Source organism: Nostocoides veronense (assembly GCF_039531185.1).
GTDB lineage: Bacteria > Actinomycetota > Actinomycetes > Actinomycetales > Dermatophilaceae > Nostocoides_A > Nostocoides_A veronense.
The window spans coordinates 42,576-60,472 of sequence record NZ_BAAAPO010000062.1; the positions used below are offsets into that span (position 1 = coordinate 42,576).

The 17,897-nt window shown below is 68.8% G+C and carries 14 protein-coding genes; 6 read left to right on the forward strand and 8 right to left on the reverse strand.

Annotation, left to right across the window (positions count from 1 at the left end):
* Positions 1–245: 245 nt before the first annotated feature.
* The 3 genes from ABD225_RS17665 to ABD225_RS17675 form a co-directional block, all read right to left on the reverse strand.
* A complete protein-coding gene (locus tag ABD225_RS17665) occupies positions 246–1,277 on the reverse strand; it encodes an acyl-CoA dehydrogenase family protein (protein WP_344088705.1) in 1,032 nt (343 codons plus the stop codon).
* Between the two features lie 5 nt (positions 1,278–1,282).
* A complete protein-coding gene (locus ABD225_RS17670) occupies positions 1,283–2,464 on the reverse strand; it encodes an acyl-CoA dehydrogenase family protein (RefSeq protein ID WP_344088708.1) in 1,182 nt (393 codons plus the stop codon).
* Between the two features lie 109 nt (positions 2,465–2,573).
* Entirely contained in the window at positions 2,574–3,473 is a 900-nt protein-coding gene (locus ABD225_RS17675) for a hypothetical protein (protein ID WP_344088710.1), read from the reverse strand.
* Positions 3,474–3,608: 135 nt separating this feature from the next.
* Between ABD225_RS17675 and ABD225_RS17680 the strand changes: the two genes are divergently transcribed.
* On the forward strand, positions 3,609–4,019 hold the full coding sequence (locus ABD225_RS17680; protein ID WP_344088713.1) for an SRPBCC family protein: 411 nt from the start codon (positions 3,609–3,611) through the stop codon (positions 4,017–4,019).
* A 141-nt stretch (positions 4,020–4,160) separates the two neighbouring features.
* Here ABD225_RS17680 and ABD225_RS17685 read toward each other — a convergent pair whose 3' ends face one another.
* The gene (locus tag ABD225_RS17685; protein ID WP_344088716.1) at positions 4,161–4,850 is read right to left on the reverse strand and encodes an exonuclease domain-containing protein; all 690 of its coding nucleotides are present in this window, start codon (positions 4,848–4,850) and stop codon (positions 4,161–4,163) included.
* 15 nt (positions 4,851–4,865) lie between these two features.
* Positions 4,866–6,734, reverse strand: a complete 1,869-nt coding sequence (locus ABD225_RS17690) for a DUF294 nucleotidyltransferase-like domain-containing protein (RefSeq protein ID WP_344088719.1) — start codon at positions 6,732–6,734, stop codon at positions 4,866–4,868.
* Between the two features lie 140 nt (positions 6,735–6,874).
* On the opposite strand from ABD225_RS17690, the gene ABD225_RS17695 reads away from it, so the two are divergent.
* From ABD225_RS17695 to crcB, 4 genes are read left to right on the forward strand one after another with little or no spacing between them, the layout of a single operon-like run.
* Positions 6,875–8,608 (forward strand): ABC transporter ATP-binding protein, encoded by a 1,734-nt coding sequence (locus tag ABD225_RS17695; RefSeq protein WP_344088722.1) that lies wholly within the window; start codon positions 6,875–6,877, stop codon positions 8,606–8,608.
* Positions 8,605–10,596 carry an ABC transporter ATP-binding protein gene (locus tag ABD225_RS17700; protein WP_344088725.1) on the forward strand — a complete coding sequence of 664 codons (1,992 nt, stop codon included), beginning with the start codon at positions 8,605–8,607 and terminating at the stop codon, positions 10,594–10,596. Before ABD225_RS17695 ends, ABD225_RS17700 begins: the two co-directional genes overlap by 4 nt.
* 26 nt (positions 10,597–10,622) lie before the next feature.
* Positions 10,623–11,093, forward strand: a complete 471-nt coding sequence (locus tag ABD225_RS17705) for a fluoride efflux transporter FluC (protein WP_344088728.1) — start codon at positions 10,623–10,625, stop codon at positions 11,091–11,093.
* Positions 11,090–11,434, forward strand: coding sequence for a fluoride efflux transporter CrcB (crcB, locus tag ABD225_RS17710; RefSeq protein WP_344088731.1), 345 nt, complete (start codon positions 11,090–11,092; stop codon positions 11,432–11,434). The genes ABD225_RS17705 and crcB overlap by 4 nt, the downstream gene beginning before the upstream one ends.
* 18 nt (positions 11,435–11,452) lie before the next feature.
* Here crcB and ABD225_RS17715 read toward each other — a convergent pair whose 3' ends face one another.
* Positions 11,453–13,369: a M3 family metallopeptidase gene (locus tag ABD225_RS17715; protein ID WP_344088734.1), complete on the reverse strand. Its 1,917-nt coding sequence runs from the start codon at positions 13,367–13,369 to the stop codon at positions 11,453–11,455.
* Between the two features lie 248 nt (positions 13,370–13,617).
* Positions 13,618–14,949, reverse strand: a complete 1,332-nt coding sequence (locus tag ABD225_RS17720; protein WP_344088737.1) for a YbiU family protein — start codon at positions 14,947–14,949, stop codon at positions 13,618–13,620.
* 133 nt (positions 14,950–15,082) lie between these two features.
* Between ABD225_RS17720 and ABD225_RS17725 the strand changes: the two genes are divergently transcribed.
* Positions 15,083–16,303: an ROK family transcriptional regulator gene (locus tag ABD225_RS17725; protein ID WP_344088740.1), complete on the forward strand. Its 1,221-nt coding sequence runs from the start codon at positions 15,083–15,085 to the stop codon at positions 16,301–16,303.
* Positions 16,304–16,382: 79 nt separating this feature from the next.
* On the opposite strand, the gene ABD225_RS17730 is transcribed toward ABD225_RS17725, so the two are convergent.
* Positions 16,383–17,888 (reverse strand): MptA/MptB family glycosyltransferase, encoded by a 1,506-nt coding sequence (locus ABD225_RS17730; RefSeq protein ID WP_344088743.1) that lies wholly within the window; start codon positions 17,886–17,888, stop codon positions 16,383–16,385.
* Positions 17,889–17,897 lie beyond the last annotated feature (9 nt).

Here is a 17,897-nt window from a genome sequence, read left to right on the forward strand (position 1 = left end):
GCAGAACGCGTCGGACGACAGTTAGCTGCCGCCTGCATGCCGGCAGCGGACGCCGTCGTCGGCACCGACCCACTTTGCGCGCCACCTCCGGAGACGGCGGCGGATGCGCCATCATGCGCCGGCGCCGCGCCGGTTCCCGACAGGGCACCCAACAGCCCTAGAGAAACGACGGCTGACGCCACGCTGACCCATGCAGATCGCCTCATTCACTCAGGGGAGATCCACCGGCCTGCTGGCGCACCTAGTTAGCTGACGAGGTCGAGGGAGCCATACTCCGAAACGCCTCGGGCGAGGCGGCTCAGGTGGTAGCGGGTGTCGCCATAGGTGTGTTCGATCTCGGTCAGGCGGGCGGTGTGGTGGCCCACGGCATACTCCGCCGTCATGCCGATGCCGCCGTGCAACTGGATCGCCTCCTGACCGATGTGGCGTCCGGACTTTCCGACGATCACCTTGGTCCGGGAGACGCCGATCGCGTGGTCGGGGCGGATCGCGAGTGTCATGGCGAGGTAGTAGACGGCGCTGCGGGCCAGTTCGAGCGAGGTGTACATATCCGCCGCGCGCTGCGTCAGCGTCTGGAACTTCATCAGCGGGACGCCAAATTGCTTGCGGGACTTGAGGTATTCGACGGTGAGGTGCAGCGCCGACTCCATGGCGCCCAGGGCTTCGGCGCTCAGCAACAGGGTGCCGAGGTTGATGGCGCGCTGCACGAGCAGCTCGTCGCCGTCCACCCGCCGAGCCGAGACGCCGGCCAGGTCCAGCCGAGCGCCGGTGAAGGTCGGGTTGTCGATCGCGAAGATGCCGACCCCGTCCGCGGTTGCGGCGGTGGTGACCACGGCGGGCGCGGCCGCGGCATACGGCACCGGCTCTCGGACGCCGGTCAGGGCGTCGCCGTCGGCGCGCACGCCCACCGGTGTGGGCGACCAGGCGCGCATCGGCTCAAAGAGCGCCGGGACGACGAGCCGGGAGCCCTCAACGGCGGCGCCGAAAAGCTCGTCCTCGCCGAGCATCGTTGCGGCCGTGAGGGTTTCGGAGTATGCCGTGCGCACCCCCGCGCGCCCGAGCTCCAGGGCGACGACCATCGCCTCGACCGGTCCGGCGCCCATTCCGCCGGCGTCCTCCGGGAACGGCAGGCCCAAGGCGCCGAGTTCGGCGAGGGCCTTCCACAGCTCGGTGTTGTGCGCAGCCGTGCCCGGGACGGGCTCGGTGCGATGGCGGGAGATGGCTTCGCGGGCGGCGTCGCGCAGCGCGATCTGGTCCTCGGTGAATTCGAAGTTCATGTCGTTCAGCCCTTCAGTCCGAGGATTCCGGTGGAAATGACTTGGCGCTGAACCTCATTCGAGCCGCCATAGATCGAGGCCTTGCGGAAGTTGAGGTAGACCGGCGTGGCATTGTGCGCCCAGTCGGCGATCGCGCTCTCGGCGTCCAGGTCCCACGAGAGCGATGAGGGCCCGGCGATATCGGCGATGAACTCCAGCACATCCTGCTGCAACTCACTGCCGCGCAACTTCAGGATCGAGGAGGCCGGATCGGGTTTGCCCCCGTGGGAATTCGCGGCCACGCGCAGCACCGTCAACTCCAACGCGATCAGGTCGCATTCGAGCTCAGCGATCCGAGCGGCGATCACCGGATCGTCGATGAGGTGACCGTCCCCGGAGGCGACGGCCGCGGCATACTCCTTGGCGGCGGCGAGCTTGCGCTTGATCCATCCGGTGGGAGCGACGCCGACCCGCTCGTTCCCCAGCAAGAACTTGGCATAGTCCCAGCCGCGATTCTCTTCTCCCACAAGCTGAGCCGCGGGCACGCGGACGTTGTCGAAGAAGACTTCGTTGACCTCGTGGCCGCCGTCGATGAGCTGAATCGGGCGCAGCGTGACACCCGGTGCGTCCATCGGGATGAGCAGCATCGAAATACCCTGCTGCTGCCGCTCCGCGGCGGGGTTGGTGCGCACGAGCGCGAAGATCCAGTCGGCGTGCTGGCCGAGCGTCGTCCAGGTCTTCTGCCCGTTGACGACATACTCATCGCCGTCCAGGACCGCCGTGGTGCGCAGCGAGGCGAGGTCCGAGCCGGACTCGGGCTCCGAAAAGCCTTGGCACCACCAGATATCCAGCGAAGCCGTGGGCGGAAGGAAGCGCTCCTTCATCGTCTGACTGCCGAAGGTCGCGATGACCGGGCCGATCATGTTCGCATTGAACGCCAGCGGCGCCGGGACATTGGCCAGTTGCATCTCGTCGAGATAGATATAGCGCTGCAGGTCCGACCAATTCTTGCCGCCCCACTCGGCCGGCCAATGCGGGACCGCAAGTCCGGCCTCGTGCATGATCCGGTGCGACCGCTCGAAGTCCTCCTTGCTCAACTCGGTCCCAGCCGCGACCTTGTCGCGGATGTCTTGCGGGATGGCGGTGGTGAAGAACTCGCGCATTTCTGCACGGAACTGCTCGTCCTCGGGACTCAAGCCGCGTTGCATGGGATGCCTCTCGTCGGGCCGACTGGCTACTGCTCCCATTCAATCAAGCGCCGGTGAGCGCTTGCTCACCTGACCGGTATGAGCTTGCGCACCCCGACGACGGGGCAGGTCAGCGCCACATTGGCGTGGTGACGACACCGCCCGTGGCGACATCGACCAGCGGCCGGCTGCCCAGGGGCGCGCTCAGCGTGGTCGACACCGGCTGAGAGATGAGGTTTGCGGTGCACGCTGTCCCCGGCTTCGGCGGCGTAAAGGAGCCGCCCACGATCACCACATCCTCCGCCTCCATCACCAGCGGCGCGGGGCCGGTGTCGCAGGCGCCGAGCCCGATCTCGTAGGTCAAGGCCGCACCATCGACGGATTTCAGCGCCATGGCCCCGGTGATCCCATCGGGCTGCCAGGCGGGCAATTCCGGAGTCGGCCACGTGATGAGTTCCGCCGCGTCGAGGGCCAGCACCCGAAGCGGCTCGCTCATCCCGCCGCCGGTGAACTCCCAGAAGGGCGCCTTGGCCACACCGTGATTGGTGAGGACATCGGCCGTCACGAGCTTCGCCCCGTCCAGCGAGAGCGGGCACCGCTCGGCCGGCCCGCACGGCATGGTGATCGCCAGGCCCGCAGCGCTCTCTGCCGAGGTGATCCGCATACTCCGGGACGTGCCGTCGGCGAACGTGACCTTTCGCGGGCCCGGTGTGGCGACGGTGGGCAGGGCCAGAGCCGCGCGGCCGGCACCCGCCGCCTCCTTGGCCTTGTCGTCCTTGAACCCGCCCCAGCGCACCGCGTCCCCCAGCAGGACGACGCCGTTCTGGTATGCCGTGAGCGCGCCATTGGAGCGCAGGGCCGCCGCCACGGCGCCCGCCCGCGCGGTGAAGTCGGCGGGCATCCCCGATCCGGTGCCCTCGCCGGTGGGGTTGGCACTGCCCCCGCCCGCGGACTCGCTCCCGCACGCACTGGTGGCCAGGGTGAGCCCAGCGAGGATGAGGACCGAGCGGCGTCGCGGCGTGGCGTTCATAGGTCATGGACGCCCGGGCGCGCACCACGGTTCCCCACCCCTTTCGGCTTCGCGGCGCCCGAGCGTAAGGTCAATCCCATAGGCCGGTCACCGGGCCGGCCCCGGTCACCACCAGGTGAAAGGACGTGGTCGTCGATGACGACGGACACCGTGAGTGAGGCACCCACCGAGAAGGCCGATTTCGTGCGCGTCGCACGCGTGCTCGACCATCCCGTGACCAGTGTGTGGGGTGCCTTGATGGCCCCGCACGGCGCCGAGGCGCTGCTCGGCGAGGGCGGCGAACTTGGCACCAAGGGCACGAGCTGGCGCGCGAGCGATGGCACCTTCGGCGTGACCCGCAGCTTCCATCCGCTGGAGCAGATCCGCTTCTCCTGGCACGCGAACGCCGACTCGCCGGCCACGCTGGTGGATGTGCACCTACGCCCCGAGGGCGAACGGACCCAGTTGGAGATCGTGCACGAGCACCTGGACTCCGGCGCCGACCACGACGAGCTGTCCGCGCACTGGAATGCCGCGTTGGACCGTCTGGACTCGTTGGCTCCGTAGCCGCGTCGCGCGCGTGACCCCGCCGAGCGCCCGAGCGGAGCGGGCCTTCTGAATGGGAGCGGCCCTATATCCCCGCTCGCGTTCACAGACCCTGCTCCGCTCAGGCGCGCGCGTTCCCACTCGCCGCAGCCCGGCCGGTGCTCAGGTCAGCCGATCCACCGTGATCGGCCGGTCGCTGCGAGCCTCGATCTCGGCGAGTTGGGCGAGATAGAGCTCGGCGCACGCGAGCGCGTCCAGCAGGGCGTCGTGGGCGGCATACACCGGCAAGCCGTGCCGCTCCCGAGCAGCCCACAGGCGCAAGGCGCCGGGCGGGTTGATATGCGGAGGGTAGGCACGGCGGGCCAGTTCCATGGTGTCGACGACCCGACAGGGCAGCTCAGCGCCGCTGACCTCGCGGCATAGCCGGCTCAGGAAGCCGACTTCGATTGGCGCGTGGTGGGCGAGCAAGACCCGGCCGGTCAGGGCCTCGGCGACCACGTCCAGAGCCTCGCTCGCGGGTATGCCGGCCTCGACGGCGTCATCGGTCAGGCCGTGGATCGTCGCGCTCGCGCCCACCCCGGCATGCCCCGCGGGCGGGCGGACGCGTACCGAACGAGCCCCGGCGAGCGTGATCGCATAGCCGTCCACAGGCACGAAACCAATGCTCAGCAGGATGTCCCGGTCCGGGTCGAGCCCGGTGGTCTCGATGTCGATGGCGAGCAGGCGCAGGTCGCCGGCCGGAGTATGCGGATCAGGCAGCCCCGCGGCGGCATACACCCCGAGTGCCCCTGGCTGTGTGCTCAGGCGGTCGAGTGACTTCGTCCGCCCGCGCTCCTTGCCGAACCATGCCATCGGGTGACCTCGCGCTCAGCCGAGTCGGCCGGTGCCGTAGATCGAGCCGAGCGTGGACTGCGCGCCACGCACGATCGTGAAGGCCTCGCGCAGGTGTCTTTTGTCGAAGGAGCTGAGGTCATCGGGCCGAATGTGGTTGTCGGGAGCGATGCCGTCGGCGACCTGGGCGGCCTGGTGCCCCACGCGGACATACGAAATGAACTCGAACGCGTCGCGCAGATCGGCGACCCGCCTGGGGTCGATGACCTTGGCCTCCCCGGCGGCCGCGAGGCGATCCTGCGTGGAGCGGGCTGCCGAGCCGACGGCGAGCGCGTGAACGCGCGCGAGGTCGACGACGGCACCGATGCCGCCGCGCTTGATGTCGAGGGTCTCGGCGTGCTCGCCGTGCTTTTCCAGCACGAAGCCGCGGAAGAAGCCGACCGGCGGCTCATTGGCGACGGCCGCGCTCGCGAGGTGCGCGAGGAAGCGCTGCGCGCCGCGTGCCTCGCGTCGCACCGACTCCGCGAGCGTTGAATAGAGCCGTTCGTCGCCGGCGATCGGGCGCATGTCGAAGAAGATGCTGGCGCGCAGGATGGCGTCGGGGGTCGGCGCGGTGAGCCAGGTGTGAAAGACGTCCTGCCACTGCCGCAGGGTGATCCGCCACGCCGGATTGGTCGCCATGACATCGCCCGCGCACCGGGGATAGCCTGCCTCGACGAGCCAGCCTGTCACGAGCTCGGCGAAGCGCTCGAAATAGGCCCGATCGTCGGGCCCAGCCGAGTCGTCGAGGATCAGAGCAGTGTCCTGATCGGCCGCCAGCGCCTGCTCCATGCGGGCCCGGCTGCCGAGCGCCACCCAGCAATAGGGCACCGGTGGCGGGCCAAGCTGCTCGTGGGCCATGTCGATCAATCGCCGCTCGATGGCATCGCCGACAGACGTCACGATCCGGCCGATATCGGCAGCGCTCGCGTCCTGCGCCACGAGCGACTGCACCACGCGGGCGAGCCGTCCGGCGACCTGCGCGACCCCGGCGCTGTCGGCCTGCTTGGCGATATCGCCCGCGAGATACACCGGATTCGCCCGCTCGAGTCGCATCAAGTCGGTGGTCGTCACGACCCCAACGGCGTGCCCGGAAGCCAGGAGCGGCAGGTGGTGGATATTGCGCGCCACCATTTCCAGGAGGGCCTCGAAGGCCAGACCATCCGCGGGCGCGGTCACGGGATCGGCGGTCATCACCGCGTCCACCGAGTCGTGCGGGTCACGGCCACAGGCCAGGACGCGGTTGCGCAGATCGCGGTCGGTGACGATGCCGGCCAGGCGCTCGCCGTCCATGACCAGCAGCGAGGACACGCCCCGCTGCGACATCACGCGCGCGGCCTCCTGAATACTCACCCCCGACGCCACGGTGACCGGCTCACCACGCATCAACTCGCGGAGCCGGGTCTTGAGAATCGCACTGCCAGAAGCGCTTTCCTGCTGCACCGCGACCGCACCCGCCATGCGATGCGCCGGCTGCCGATCGAAGAACTCCCGAACGCTCGGATGCGCCGCGACGAGGTCGTCAAAGGCGGCTCGTTCCATCGACAGCGTCAAGGTGTCCTCGATCGCGACCACGCTGAAGGCCGACGGATTGCCGTGCAGCAAAGTCGTCGCCCCGAAGGCGGTGCCCACCTCCCCCCGGTCCACCAACGCTCCGGAGGTGTCGCGGACGTCAACGGCGCCGGAGCGCACGACATACAGCCGATCGTTCGGGAGCCCAGGCGTCATGATCGCGCTGCCGCGCCGGTGGTAGGTCACGCTCATCCGGCGCACGAGCGCGAGGAGAGCTGCCGGCGGCAGGTCCTCGAAGGGTGCGTGGGCCGCGAGAAAATCGCGGATCTCCGCCAACTCGACATCGAGCGCCATGCCTCCATCGTGCCCGGCCCGGACATCGACGCCGCCGGCGCCTCCCCAACGGCGCGCCGGACGCGCGGGATCGTGCGCCCAACGCGAAAGTCCAGAAAGGACATGGGCATGACCCAGCCTCAGGTGATGTTCTATCCCTCATGTTGTGGTCGCTCATCCGCTCCCAACTGCGGCCGTATGCCGGCGCGGTGGCGGCGATCGTCGTCCTGCAGTTCGTCTCGACGCTGACGACGCTCTATCTGCCGTCGCTCAACGGGCGGATCATCGATGATGGGGTGGCGGTCGGCGACACCGGCGAAATCTTGCGGCTCGGCGCGATCATGCTGGCCGTCTCGCTCGTCAACATTCTCGCCACGGTCGCGATCGCCCGGAATGCTGCGGCGACGTCGGCGTCGATGGCGCGGGATCTGCGCGGCGAGGTCTTCGGATCGGTCACGGGCTTCTCGGCCCAGGAGCTGTCCCGCTTCGGCCCGCCAACGCTGATCTCGCGCAACACCAATGACGTTCAGCAGGTCCAACTCGTCGTGAATATGGGCCTGATGTTCATGGTCTCGATCCCGATCATGATGATCGGCGGCATCATCATGGCGCTGCGCGAGGATGTCGGGCTGTCGTGGTTGGTTGCCGTCGCGGTGCCGCTGCTCGGTGTGATCGTCGGGTCCATTGTCTATCGGATGTTGCCGTGGTTCCGCCGTATGCAGGAGAGCGTGGACACCGTCAATCGCATTCTGCGAGAACAGATCACTGGCATCCGCGTGGTGCGCGCCTTCGTCCGGGAGGACTTCGAGGAGCGCCGCTTCGATGCGGCGAACACGACATACACCGGCACCGCGGTCGCCGTCGGCAAGCTCTTCTCCCGGGTCTTCCCGCTCGTCATGCTCGTCTTCAATGCGGCGACGGTCGCCGTCTGGTGGTTCGGTGCCAAGCGCGTCGACACCGGCGCGATGGAGGTCGGCGCGCTGACTGCCTTCATGCAGTACCTCATGCAGATTCTGATGTCTGTCATGTTCGGCACGATGATGTCGATGATGATTCCGCGGGCGGCCGTCTCTGCTGGCCGGATCACCGAGGTGCTTGAAACCCGGTCCACCGTCCTGGACACGGGCGAGCCGCTCGCCATCCCGGACGGTCCGCTGGCGGTGGAGTTCCGGTCGGTCGATTTCGCGTATCCGGGCGCCGAGCAGCCAGTCTTGTGCGGGGTGTCCTTCATCGCCGAACCCGGCCGCACGACCGCGATCATCGGCTCCACCGGCGCCGGCAAGTCCACCCTCATCGGCCTGGTGCCCAGGCTGTATGACGTGACCGCCGGCTCCGTTCTCCTCGGCGGCGTCGAGGTGCGCGATGCCGCCCTCGCCGATTTGTGGCGGCATATCGGCCTCGTCCCGCAGAAGCCCTTCCTGTTCAGCGGAACGGTCGCGAGCAATTTGCGCTATGGCGACCCGGACGCCACCGATGAGGACTTGTGGGGGGCCCTGCGGGTGGCACAAGCGGAGGATTTCGTCGCCGCCATGCCGGGCGGTCTCGATGCACCCATTAGTCAGGGCGGGACGAATGTCTCCGGGGGTCAGCGGCAACGTCTCGCGATTGCGCGGGCGCTCGTGCGCCGGCCCGAGGTCTACCTCTTCGACGACGCCTTCTCAGCCCTCGACGTCGCGACCGACGCGCGGCTGCGGGAGGCGCTGCGTCCGCATACCACGGCAGCGACGGTCATCGTTGTGGCGCAACGGGTTTCCAGCATCATCGATGCCGACCAGATCATCGTCCTGGAGGACGGCCGGGTGGTCGGGCGCGGACGGCATACGGACTTGCTCGAGATGTGCGAGACCTATGCCGAGATCGTCGCCTCGCAAACCCTGGAAGCGGTGCAGCCATGAGCGACCGCATCCTCACCGAGGAAGAGAAGGCAGCCCAGCAGCGCCGTGGGGCGGCCGGAGCGGCGCAGCGCGGCGGACCACCGCATATGCGGATGGGCCAGCCTGGCGAGAGGTCCCGCAACTTCGGCCCGTCCGCGCGGCGACTGCTCGGATTGATGCGCGAAGACCGGATCGGATTGTGGGCGGCGCTGGCATTCGCCCTGGTGTCGGTTGTCTTGAACGCGCTCGGGCCACGGATTCTCGGGCACGCCACAGACCTGGTCTTCGAGGGGTGGGCGGGCAGCAAGTTCCCTGCTGGCATGACGCAGGAGGCGGTCGTTGCCGGGCTGCGCGCCCAGGGAGAGAACGACTTCGCCGAGGTCGTGGGCGCCATGTCGCACTTCGTCGCCGGCCAGGGCATCGACTTCGGCGCGCTGCGGTCGGTGCTGCTGCTGGCCCTGGCGTTGTATGCCGCGGCGAGCCTGCTCTCGTGGGCTCAGGCGCGGATCATCGTGCAGATCGTCAATGGCGCGGTCTATCGGCTGCGGCGGGACGTCGAGGCCAAGCTGAACCGACTTCCGTTGGCGTACTTCGATTCTCAACCGCGAGGCGAGCTGCTCTCGCGCGTGACCAATGACGTGGACAATATCGGACAAAGCCTGCAGCAGACCCTCAGCCAACTCATCACGAGCTTCCTCACCGTGATCGCGATGCTCGCGATGATGTTCTGGGTGTCACCGCTGCTGGCCATCCTCGGGCTCGTGACCATTCCAGTGTCGATCGGGATCACCGCCGTCATCGGCAAGCGCAGTCAGGCCCACTTCGTGCAGCAGTGGAAGTCGACCGGCGAGCTGAACTCGATCGTCGAGGAGACCTTTACCGGCCATGGACTGGTCAAGGTCTTCGGTCGGGCGGATGCGGCGCAAGCGGCCTTCGAGGCCAAAAATGACGACCTGCGTGGTGCGTCGTTCGGCGCGCAGTTCATCTCCGGTCTGATCATGCCGATGATGATGTTCGTCGGGAACCTCAACTACGTCTTCATCGCGGTCGTGGGCGGGCTGCGGGTGGCGTCCGGGTCGATGAGCATCGGCGATGTCCAGGCCTTCATCCAGTACTCGCGCCAGTTCACCCAACCCCTCACCCAGGTCGCCTCGATGGCCAATTTGATGCAGAGCGGCGTCGCGTCGGCCGAGCGGGTCTTCGAGGTGCTCGACGCGCCGGAGAATGTGCCCGAGCGGTCGGGTGTGCTGGGCTTTGGCACCCGCGGCGAGGTCGACTTTGAGCACGTCTCGTTCGCCTACGATCCGCAGCGCCCGCTCATCGAAGACCTATCGCTGTCGGTTCACTCCGGCCAGACAGTGGCCATCGTCGGGCCGACGGGCGCTGGCAAGACGACACTCGTCAACCTGATCATGCGCTTCTACGAGCTGAACTCTGGCCGGATCACCTTGGACGGCACCGATATCACCGAGCTGACTCGGCACGAGTTGCGTTCTCGGATCGGCATGGTGCTGCAGGACACCTGGCTGTTCGAGGGCACAATCGGCGAGAACATCGCCTACGGCAAACCTGGTGCCTCTGATGCCGAGGTCCGGGCCGCCGCCGAGGCGACCTATGTCGACCGTTTCGTCCACTCGCTGCCGGATGGCTACGACACCATGCTCGATTCGGAGGCCAGCAATATCAGCGCCGGTGAGAAGCAATTGGTCACGATCGCCCGCGCCTTCATCTCCGACCCCTCGCTGCTCATCCTGGACGAGGCCACCTCTTCGGTCGACACCCGCACCGAGGTACTGGTCCAGCATGCCATGGCCGCGCTGCGCTCCGACCGGACCAGCTTCGTCATCGCGCACCGCCTCTCCACGATCCGAGACGCCGATCTCATTCTCGTGATGGAGGACGGCCGAATTGTCGAGCAGGGCTCGCACGCCGAACTCCTGGCTGCCAGAGGCGCTTTCGCCCGCCTCTATGCCGCCCAGTTCGCCGGCGCGCTCGAGGAGTCCGCCTGACGGGCGCGACGGCATACGGTGCTCGTATGCCGCCCCGCGAACCCGCCGTGCTCGTGGCGGTGGCGGCGGGCGGCGCGGTGGGGGCGACGGCGCGGTGGGGGGTCGGGTCGTGGACCGCGCTCACCGAGGCACTCGATCCCGGGTGGGGCGGGTCGGCCGGCCCGGTGCTGGCCGTCAATGTCTTCGGCTCGTTCCTTATGGGACTGCTCGTCTGCTGGTTGCTGCGCCGGCCAGGTCATCGGCTGGCGCGCCCTTTCCTCGGCACCGGGATTCTGGGCGGCTTCACGACCTTCTCGACCTTCGCGTATGACGCCCACTCACTCTGGTCGGCCGGCGAAAGCGCCGCTGCCGCAAGCTATTTCATCCTCACGCCCGTGCTGGCCATCCTGGCGTGCTGGATCGGGGTCCGGGCCATGCACCGGTTCCTCGGGTGGCCGCTGCCCGGCGAGGCCGACGCCGGAGACCTGTTTGGTCCCACCGAGGAGGCAGGAGTATGACGATCCTCCTCGTCGCGCTCGGCGGCGCAGCCGGCGCCGTGGTGCGCTACCTGACGGATGCTCTCGTCGCGGCCCGCTTCGGGCGCGCCTTCCCGTGGGGGACGCTGCTGGTCAATGTCGTCGGCTCGTTCCTCCTCGGCGTGGTCATGGCCAAATTCACGGGTGACGCCGCGCTCTTCGCCGGTACCGGCTTCTGCGGCGCCCTCACGACATACAGCACCTTCGCCAGCGAAAGCGTCGGCTTGCTTGACGAGCAGGCAGCGGGCAAGGCCGTGGCCAATGTGGTGCTGAGCCTGACGCTCGGCCTGGCGGCCAGCGCGCTCGGGGTGGCGCTCGGCTGACGATGTGACGCTGACCGATTAGGACGAGAGCCACTCGCCGAAAGCGTCGCAAGAGTATGGCCGGCCGAGGAATTCGGCGACCAAGTCCGCGGCGTCGGCGCTGCCACCCGGCGCGAGCACCTGATCCCGGTAGCGGCCCGCCGCATCCGGTGCGAACAGGTCAGCGGGGTCGAAGGCACCGAAGAGGTCCTTAGCGATGACCAGACTCCACATATAGGTGTAGTAGCCCGAGCCATAGCCGTCGAGGTGCCCGAAGGCGGCTTGGAAATGCGTGTCGGGCAGTCGCGCCAGCAGGTCGTAGCGGCCCTGCAGGTCCGCGACGAAGGCCGTGTGATCGGCCGGCCGCTCCTTGTGCAGGCCATAGGACACCGCGGCATAGAACATCTGGGTCCGCGCCTTCTGACCCTTGCCGAATTCGTGCGCGCGCACCATCTTCGCGACGAGGTCCGCCGGGATCGGCTGCCCGTCCTCATCGGTGGCGAACGAGGCGAGCACCGCCCCATCCCACGCCCACTCCTCGAGCATTTGCGAGGGCGCTTCGACGAAATCCCATTCCGTCGCGACTCCGCTGAAGCGCACCCAGCGCTGCTGTCCGCCGAGGATGTGATGCACGAGGTGACCGAACTCGTGGAAGAGCGTCACGACATCGGAATGCTCCATCAGCCCCGTTGGGAAATTGCAGACCAGCGCGCCCTCGGGCAGCACCTCCCCGTCCACGCCGCTGGTGATGCTGAACTGGGCGGCGTGCTTGTACTTGCCCTCCCGCGGGTGCAGGTCCAGATAGATGCGCCCGATGATCGCGCCATCCCGGTGCACGTCATATGCCGTGACCTCCTCATGCCAGACCGGCACCTCGGGCTGCTCGACATAGGTGATCCCGAAGAGCCATGCGGTGACATCGAGCAAGCCGGCGCGAACCTTGGGGAAGGCGAAGTAGCGACGCACCTCTTGGGCGTCCACGTCATACTGCTCGCGGCGCACCCGCTCGGCATAGAAGCCCGAATCTGCTGCTGTCAGTGCGGTTTTCGTCGGATCATCCTGCTGTGCGCGGGCAAGGAGTATGCCGATGTCGCGCTTTCCCGGGGCCTCGGCGAGCGCGGCGATCCGATCGATGAACTCCCCGATCGCGGCGCCACGGCCGATCATCTTGACCTCGGCGTCGAAGTCCGGCCAGTCGGCATACCCCAGTAGCCCGGCGAACTCGTGGCGCAGGTCGAGAATCTCGTGCAGGATCGCGTCATTCGCCGGCCAGCCGCGGTTGAGGAAGGCCGTATGCAGTTCGCGCCGCGCCGCCGCATCCGTCGCGAAGGTCGTGAACGGGATCAGGTCGGGGTAGTCGGTGGTGATCGTGACAAGCCCGTCCGCATCGGCCGGGTGCGCCGCGATGTAGTCCGCGGGCAGCCCGTCAAGCCGGTCGGCCGTGACTCGGATCGTGCGGACGTCATCGCGAATATGCCGACCGAACTCCTGACCGAGCACGGTCAGCCGCTCCTGGATGGCGGTGATGCGCTCGCGCGTGGCCTCATCCTGGTCCACGCCGGAGCGGCGGAAGTCCCGCAGCGTCCGCTCGAGTAGGCGCCGGGCATCGCCGTCCAGGCCCGCCGGATCGAGGGCGGAGAGCACGTCATACAGCGGCCGGTCCAAGGCCCTCGCGGTGAGGAACTTCGAGACCTCTTGGCTGGCCCGCTCACACCGCTCGCGAACGTCCGGGTCCGGATGAACCTCGGCGAAGAGGCTGGCCATCCCGCCAGCCTCGCCGAGACCGATATCGCCGGAGTTCCAGGCCTGGAGGGCGTCTAATGCCGACCTGCTTGCTCCGTCCTTCAGGTCTGTCACGACGTCTTGGGCCCGCGTCAGAGCAGCGGTCAGCCGCTGATCCAGGAAGGCCAGCCAGGCGGCATCGGTCGCGGGCAGGGTCAGCGGGGCGAGCGGCATACTCCGACCCTAACCAGCCGGGTCGGCCCGGTCCGGCATATGCCCGAACCCACCCCTTGGGGTAGAAAGCCGCGGTCGGCGCAAGTGGGCGGGCAGTGCTCTGCGGCCAGTCCTCCGCGCGGCGTACGTTGGCAATTACGGCAGGCGTATCGCGCCCGCCGACGCCGAGCCGCACCTGTGGTTCCTCGACGAGACGGCCGCCCAAAACGCCGGCTTCCGCCCCGTGGTATAGCCGCTACACCCGCAGGTCAGGCCGGCGGGAGGCCGAGGCCGCGGCGGCCGATGGCGTTGAGGTCGGCGGGCTGGAAGCGGTTCGGCCAGTCGGCTTCGTAGTCTTCGACGGGGAAGTCGGAGGGCGAGGTGCCGGCCTCGAACGCGGCGCGGACGTGCTCGGCATACGCCTCGTTCTTCGGGCACCACGGGGCGGCGGGGATGTACATGACGTTGCCCCAGCCCTGCTGGTCAGTGACCGGCGCGACCGAGTGGATCATGTCGCAGTGCCACCACACCGAGTCGCCGGGCTCGACCGACGGGATGCCCGTGACGGCCTCCATGAGCAGTGGGTGCCACGCGGCATTGGCCGGGAAGGTCTTGCCGGTGGTGACGCCGCACATGTCGTCATCGGCGACATCATCGAGCAGCGGGCGCAGCATGAGATAGGCCATCGCGGTCGGGATCGGCACGGTGTGCAGGACGCCCTGGTCAAAAGCCATGTCCGACAAAGCAGTCCAGCCCTGGAAGGTGCGGAAGGCCGAGCACATCGTGGTGCCGGGATACTGGCTGGCCTCGGTGCGATAGGCCGGGTCCCACGGGTCGTATGCCGTCACATCGCCGCTGAACAGGTGGCGGAAGTGCTGCTGGTAGCCCTCGGTCATCCACAGATCGAGGGTGCCCGGGTCGAGGTGCTCGGCCAGGCCCGCGGAGTTGGTGCGCGGCGGACGGCGACGGATCCGGTCGGGATAGAGGGAGTCGACATTGGGGTCGAACCACTGCCGACCCTCGGACTCACTGGCCCACATCGAGTTAAGAAACGCCTGCACGGTCGCCATCCGCGGGTGCTGCCGCGCCGCCATCTGGGTCGGTGACCAGTAGACCGGGTAGATCTCCGGCTTGGACCCCACGGTCGAGAAGAAGTCGTCGCCCGGCCCGCGGTAGTTCTCGAAGAAGTGGTTGGACTCGACATAGTCGACGAGCTCGCCATCCCAGGCGACCGCCTGGTCGCGATCGAAGTGGCCGCGGATGACCGCGCAGCCGCGGCGCTTGATCTGGGCGCGCTGCTCGGGCGTGATGCGACCGGCCTCGATGTCGGCATAGTCCAGCACCGGCCAGACCTGCTCGCCGCGCTCCTTGGCCGCCGTGATCTCCTCAACCTCAGCGCGGATGTGCTCCTCGAGCTGCGCGAAGACCTCGGCAACGCTCTTGCCGGACTCGCGCTCGATCTTGGCCCGGATCGCGGCCTTGATCTCGCGGGTGGCCGCGGCCAGGTCACCGGGGGTGCTCTCCCAGTGCGGCAGGCCGGTGATGCGGGAGATGGTGCCCCCGGCGGGGGTTGTCTGGGCTGTGTCGGCGACGGCGGTCATCGGCGTGCTCCATGCTCTCAAAGGTTTGGTTAGGACTGCTGACTAATGGAGAGAATGGCAGACTGAGAGTGCATATGTCAAGAGACCTTACAAAGGCTTATGCTGCACGAATGCCGTCAGCCCGAGTCCTCCTGTGACCCCCCTCCGCGCCCGGCCAGGCCGGGGACGTGGCGCCTCGTCCGCCCCCGGAACCGGCGGTGAGGCACCCGCCAGTCACCAGGGTTCGGGTCGACCGGACGAGGCCCTGCCGACCCTCGACTTGCTTCGCCGTCTGACGGATGGATACGTCCTCGCCGAATTGGTCAGGGCTCCTGCCACTCGCGCAGCGCTAGCCAAAGCGACCGGGTTGTCGAAGCCCACCGTCTCCGAATCGGTCCGGCGTCTCAGCGAGCGCGGCGTGCTCCACGAGGGCGCCCTCACGCAGGGCGGTCGTGGGCGGGCGGGCACGCTCGTCGAGGTCGATGAGACCGCTGGGGCCGCGCTGGCGATCCACGCCGGCGCGGGCGAGGTCACCGCGGAAGTGCTGGACGTGCGCGGTCAGGTGCGCGGGCGGCATACCCTCGCCGTCGACGAGCCGGTGCGCGAAGCAGACCTGCGAGGGGCTCTCGATGCCGCGATCAACGAGGCATTCCGAGCCGCGGGTGACATCGCGCAGGCTCCCCTCCGAAGCATCGCGGTGAGCGTTGCCGACCCGGTGGATCCGCACACCGGCCGGGTCGTGGACCTGCCGGGCTCGCCCTTCCTGATCGGCGATGCCGACCTGCCCGGCGTGCTCAGACCTCGCCTTGCCCACGGTGGGCGGCTCGCGATTGATAACGACGTCAACTGGTCCGCGCTCGCCGAACTCGACCTCGGCGTCGCCCGCGACCTGTCCGATGTCATCCACATTCACCTCGGCCGAGGCATCGGGGCGGCTATCGTCATCGACGGGCGCGTGGTCCAAGGCGCCCGCGGCACGGCCGGCGAGATCGCCCAACTCCCCTGGACGGGCAATGCCACCCTGGTTCGCCGACTGAGCGACCTCGGGCTCGCGGTGCCCGGTCAGTGGCGCCTCGATCTCGACCTGGCCGAGCGCATCCTGCGCCCCGACTCCACCGACCCGGCGCGTGATCGCTTTGTGGAAGCGATCGCGCTCGCCTGCGCGGGCGTCGTGACCTTCCTCGACCCGCAGGCGCTGATTCTCGGGGGCCCGCTCGCTGCCAACGACTGGCTGCGCGAAGCCATCGCTGCCCGCGTCAAGGCCATGTGTGCCCTGCCCATCGACGTTCGGCACGCCCAGGTTGAGGAGGCGCCACTCTCCGGCGCCCGACGCCACGCGGCGGCCGACCTCACCGACCTTTTGCTCGACGCCTGACCACGCGCCAAGCCGCCAAATCCACCATCCCGCTGAGCGCCGCCCGGTCGACTTCGGGAAACACGCCGACGGACAGCGCTCACGCTCGGCGTGTTTCCCGATCTCGACCCCGTCGGCCGGCCAGGAGCAGGACGACACCCGCCACGATCGCCGCCAGCGGGGCCACATCGCGACGCCAGCCGAGGGTCAGCGACTCCACGCCCGCGCTCATCCCCACCACGCGACCGGGCACATAGGCCAGCGCCAGCATCAGGCCCCGCACGATCCATACCCGCTCCACCGCCCCCACCGCCCCCACCGCCGCCCCGGCCGCCACGCCCGGCAGCAGCGCCCAGACCAACTGGTCGTACCACGGCAGCACATAGGGCGCGCCGACGGCATACGCGATCGACAACGCCAGCGCGAGCACCACCGCGGCACCCGCGGCCGGCACCGCCGTCCGCAGCAGCCGCCACGCCGCCCACGCCAATAGCATGCATGTCAGCGCCGCCGCCGCGAAGATCAGGCTGCGCCAGGTCCCGTCGTCCAGGTGCCCCCCGAACCATTCGTAGACCTTGCGCCATGGCGTCGCCAGCGAGATCGAGCGCCGCGAGCGGCCGAGCTGGTCGTATGACCGCCCGCCCGCCCACACCTGCAGCGGCACGGCCACGAGCGCCGCCCCCGCGACGAGCGCGGCGAGCCGGGTGACCAGACCGCCCCCGCGCCCCCGAGCCGCGACGGCGCCAGCCGCAGCGCGAGCCTCCACAAGCCAGCCCACCGCGATCGCCACCAACACGACACCGGCGGTCACCTTCACGGACGACGCGAGTCCGCAGGCCACCCCCGCCGCCAGCGCGCGGGGCCAGAGCGCACCCCGGGCCAACAGCAGCGCCGCCACCATCAACGGCGTCGCGAGCGTGTCGACATGCGCGCCCAGCACCCCGGTGCCGATGACGAAGGGGTTCATGGTCCACAACAGATCGACCCGCCCGTGCGCATCCGGGAACAACCGGCGCAGCAGCACGCGCGTTCCCAGCCACGCGAGCACGATCAGCACCTGCCACACCCACACGACCTGCCGCAGGTTGTCGCCGCCGATCGCCGCGGACACCAGCTGCGCCAGCGTCGACAGCGGACCGTAAATGCTCGGTGTGCTCTGCCAGGGCGGCTGCACCCCGCTGGTCACCGGATCGGCCCCGCCCGCCCACGCGATCGGCGACTCGACATACGGATCGCCACCCTGGAAGGCGATCCGCCCGTAGGCCGCGTAGTTCGTGTGGTCCGCCGACCCGAAGGGCATCACGAGCAGCGCCCCCAGGGCCAGCGCCCCGATCGCCCAGACCGGCCATGGCCGCGCCGAGCGCAGGCCGAGCCACAGGCCCCCCGCGCCCAGGATGTATGCCGTCGCGAGCGTCGCCGTGACCGCGCCCGATCCGAGAGCCCAGGGCAGTTGGCCCGGCGCCCAGCCGCGGGGCCCGAGAGGGGGCTTCGCGGCCGACTCCCCGAGCCAGCCCGCGAGCAGGAGCAGCAAGAGGGACAGCGCGATCAGCGCTCGCGCACGCGCACGCGAGCGTGCGCCGCCAGCGCCCGCGCCTGCCCCCGTCACCCCCGACGC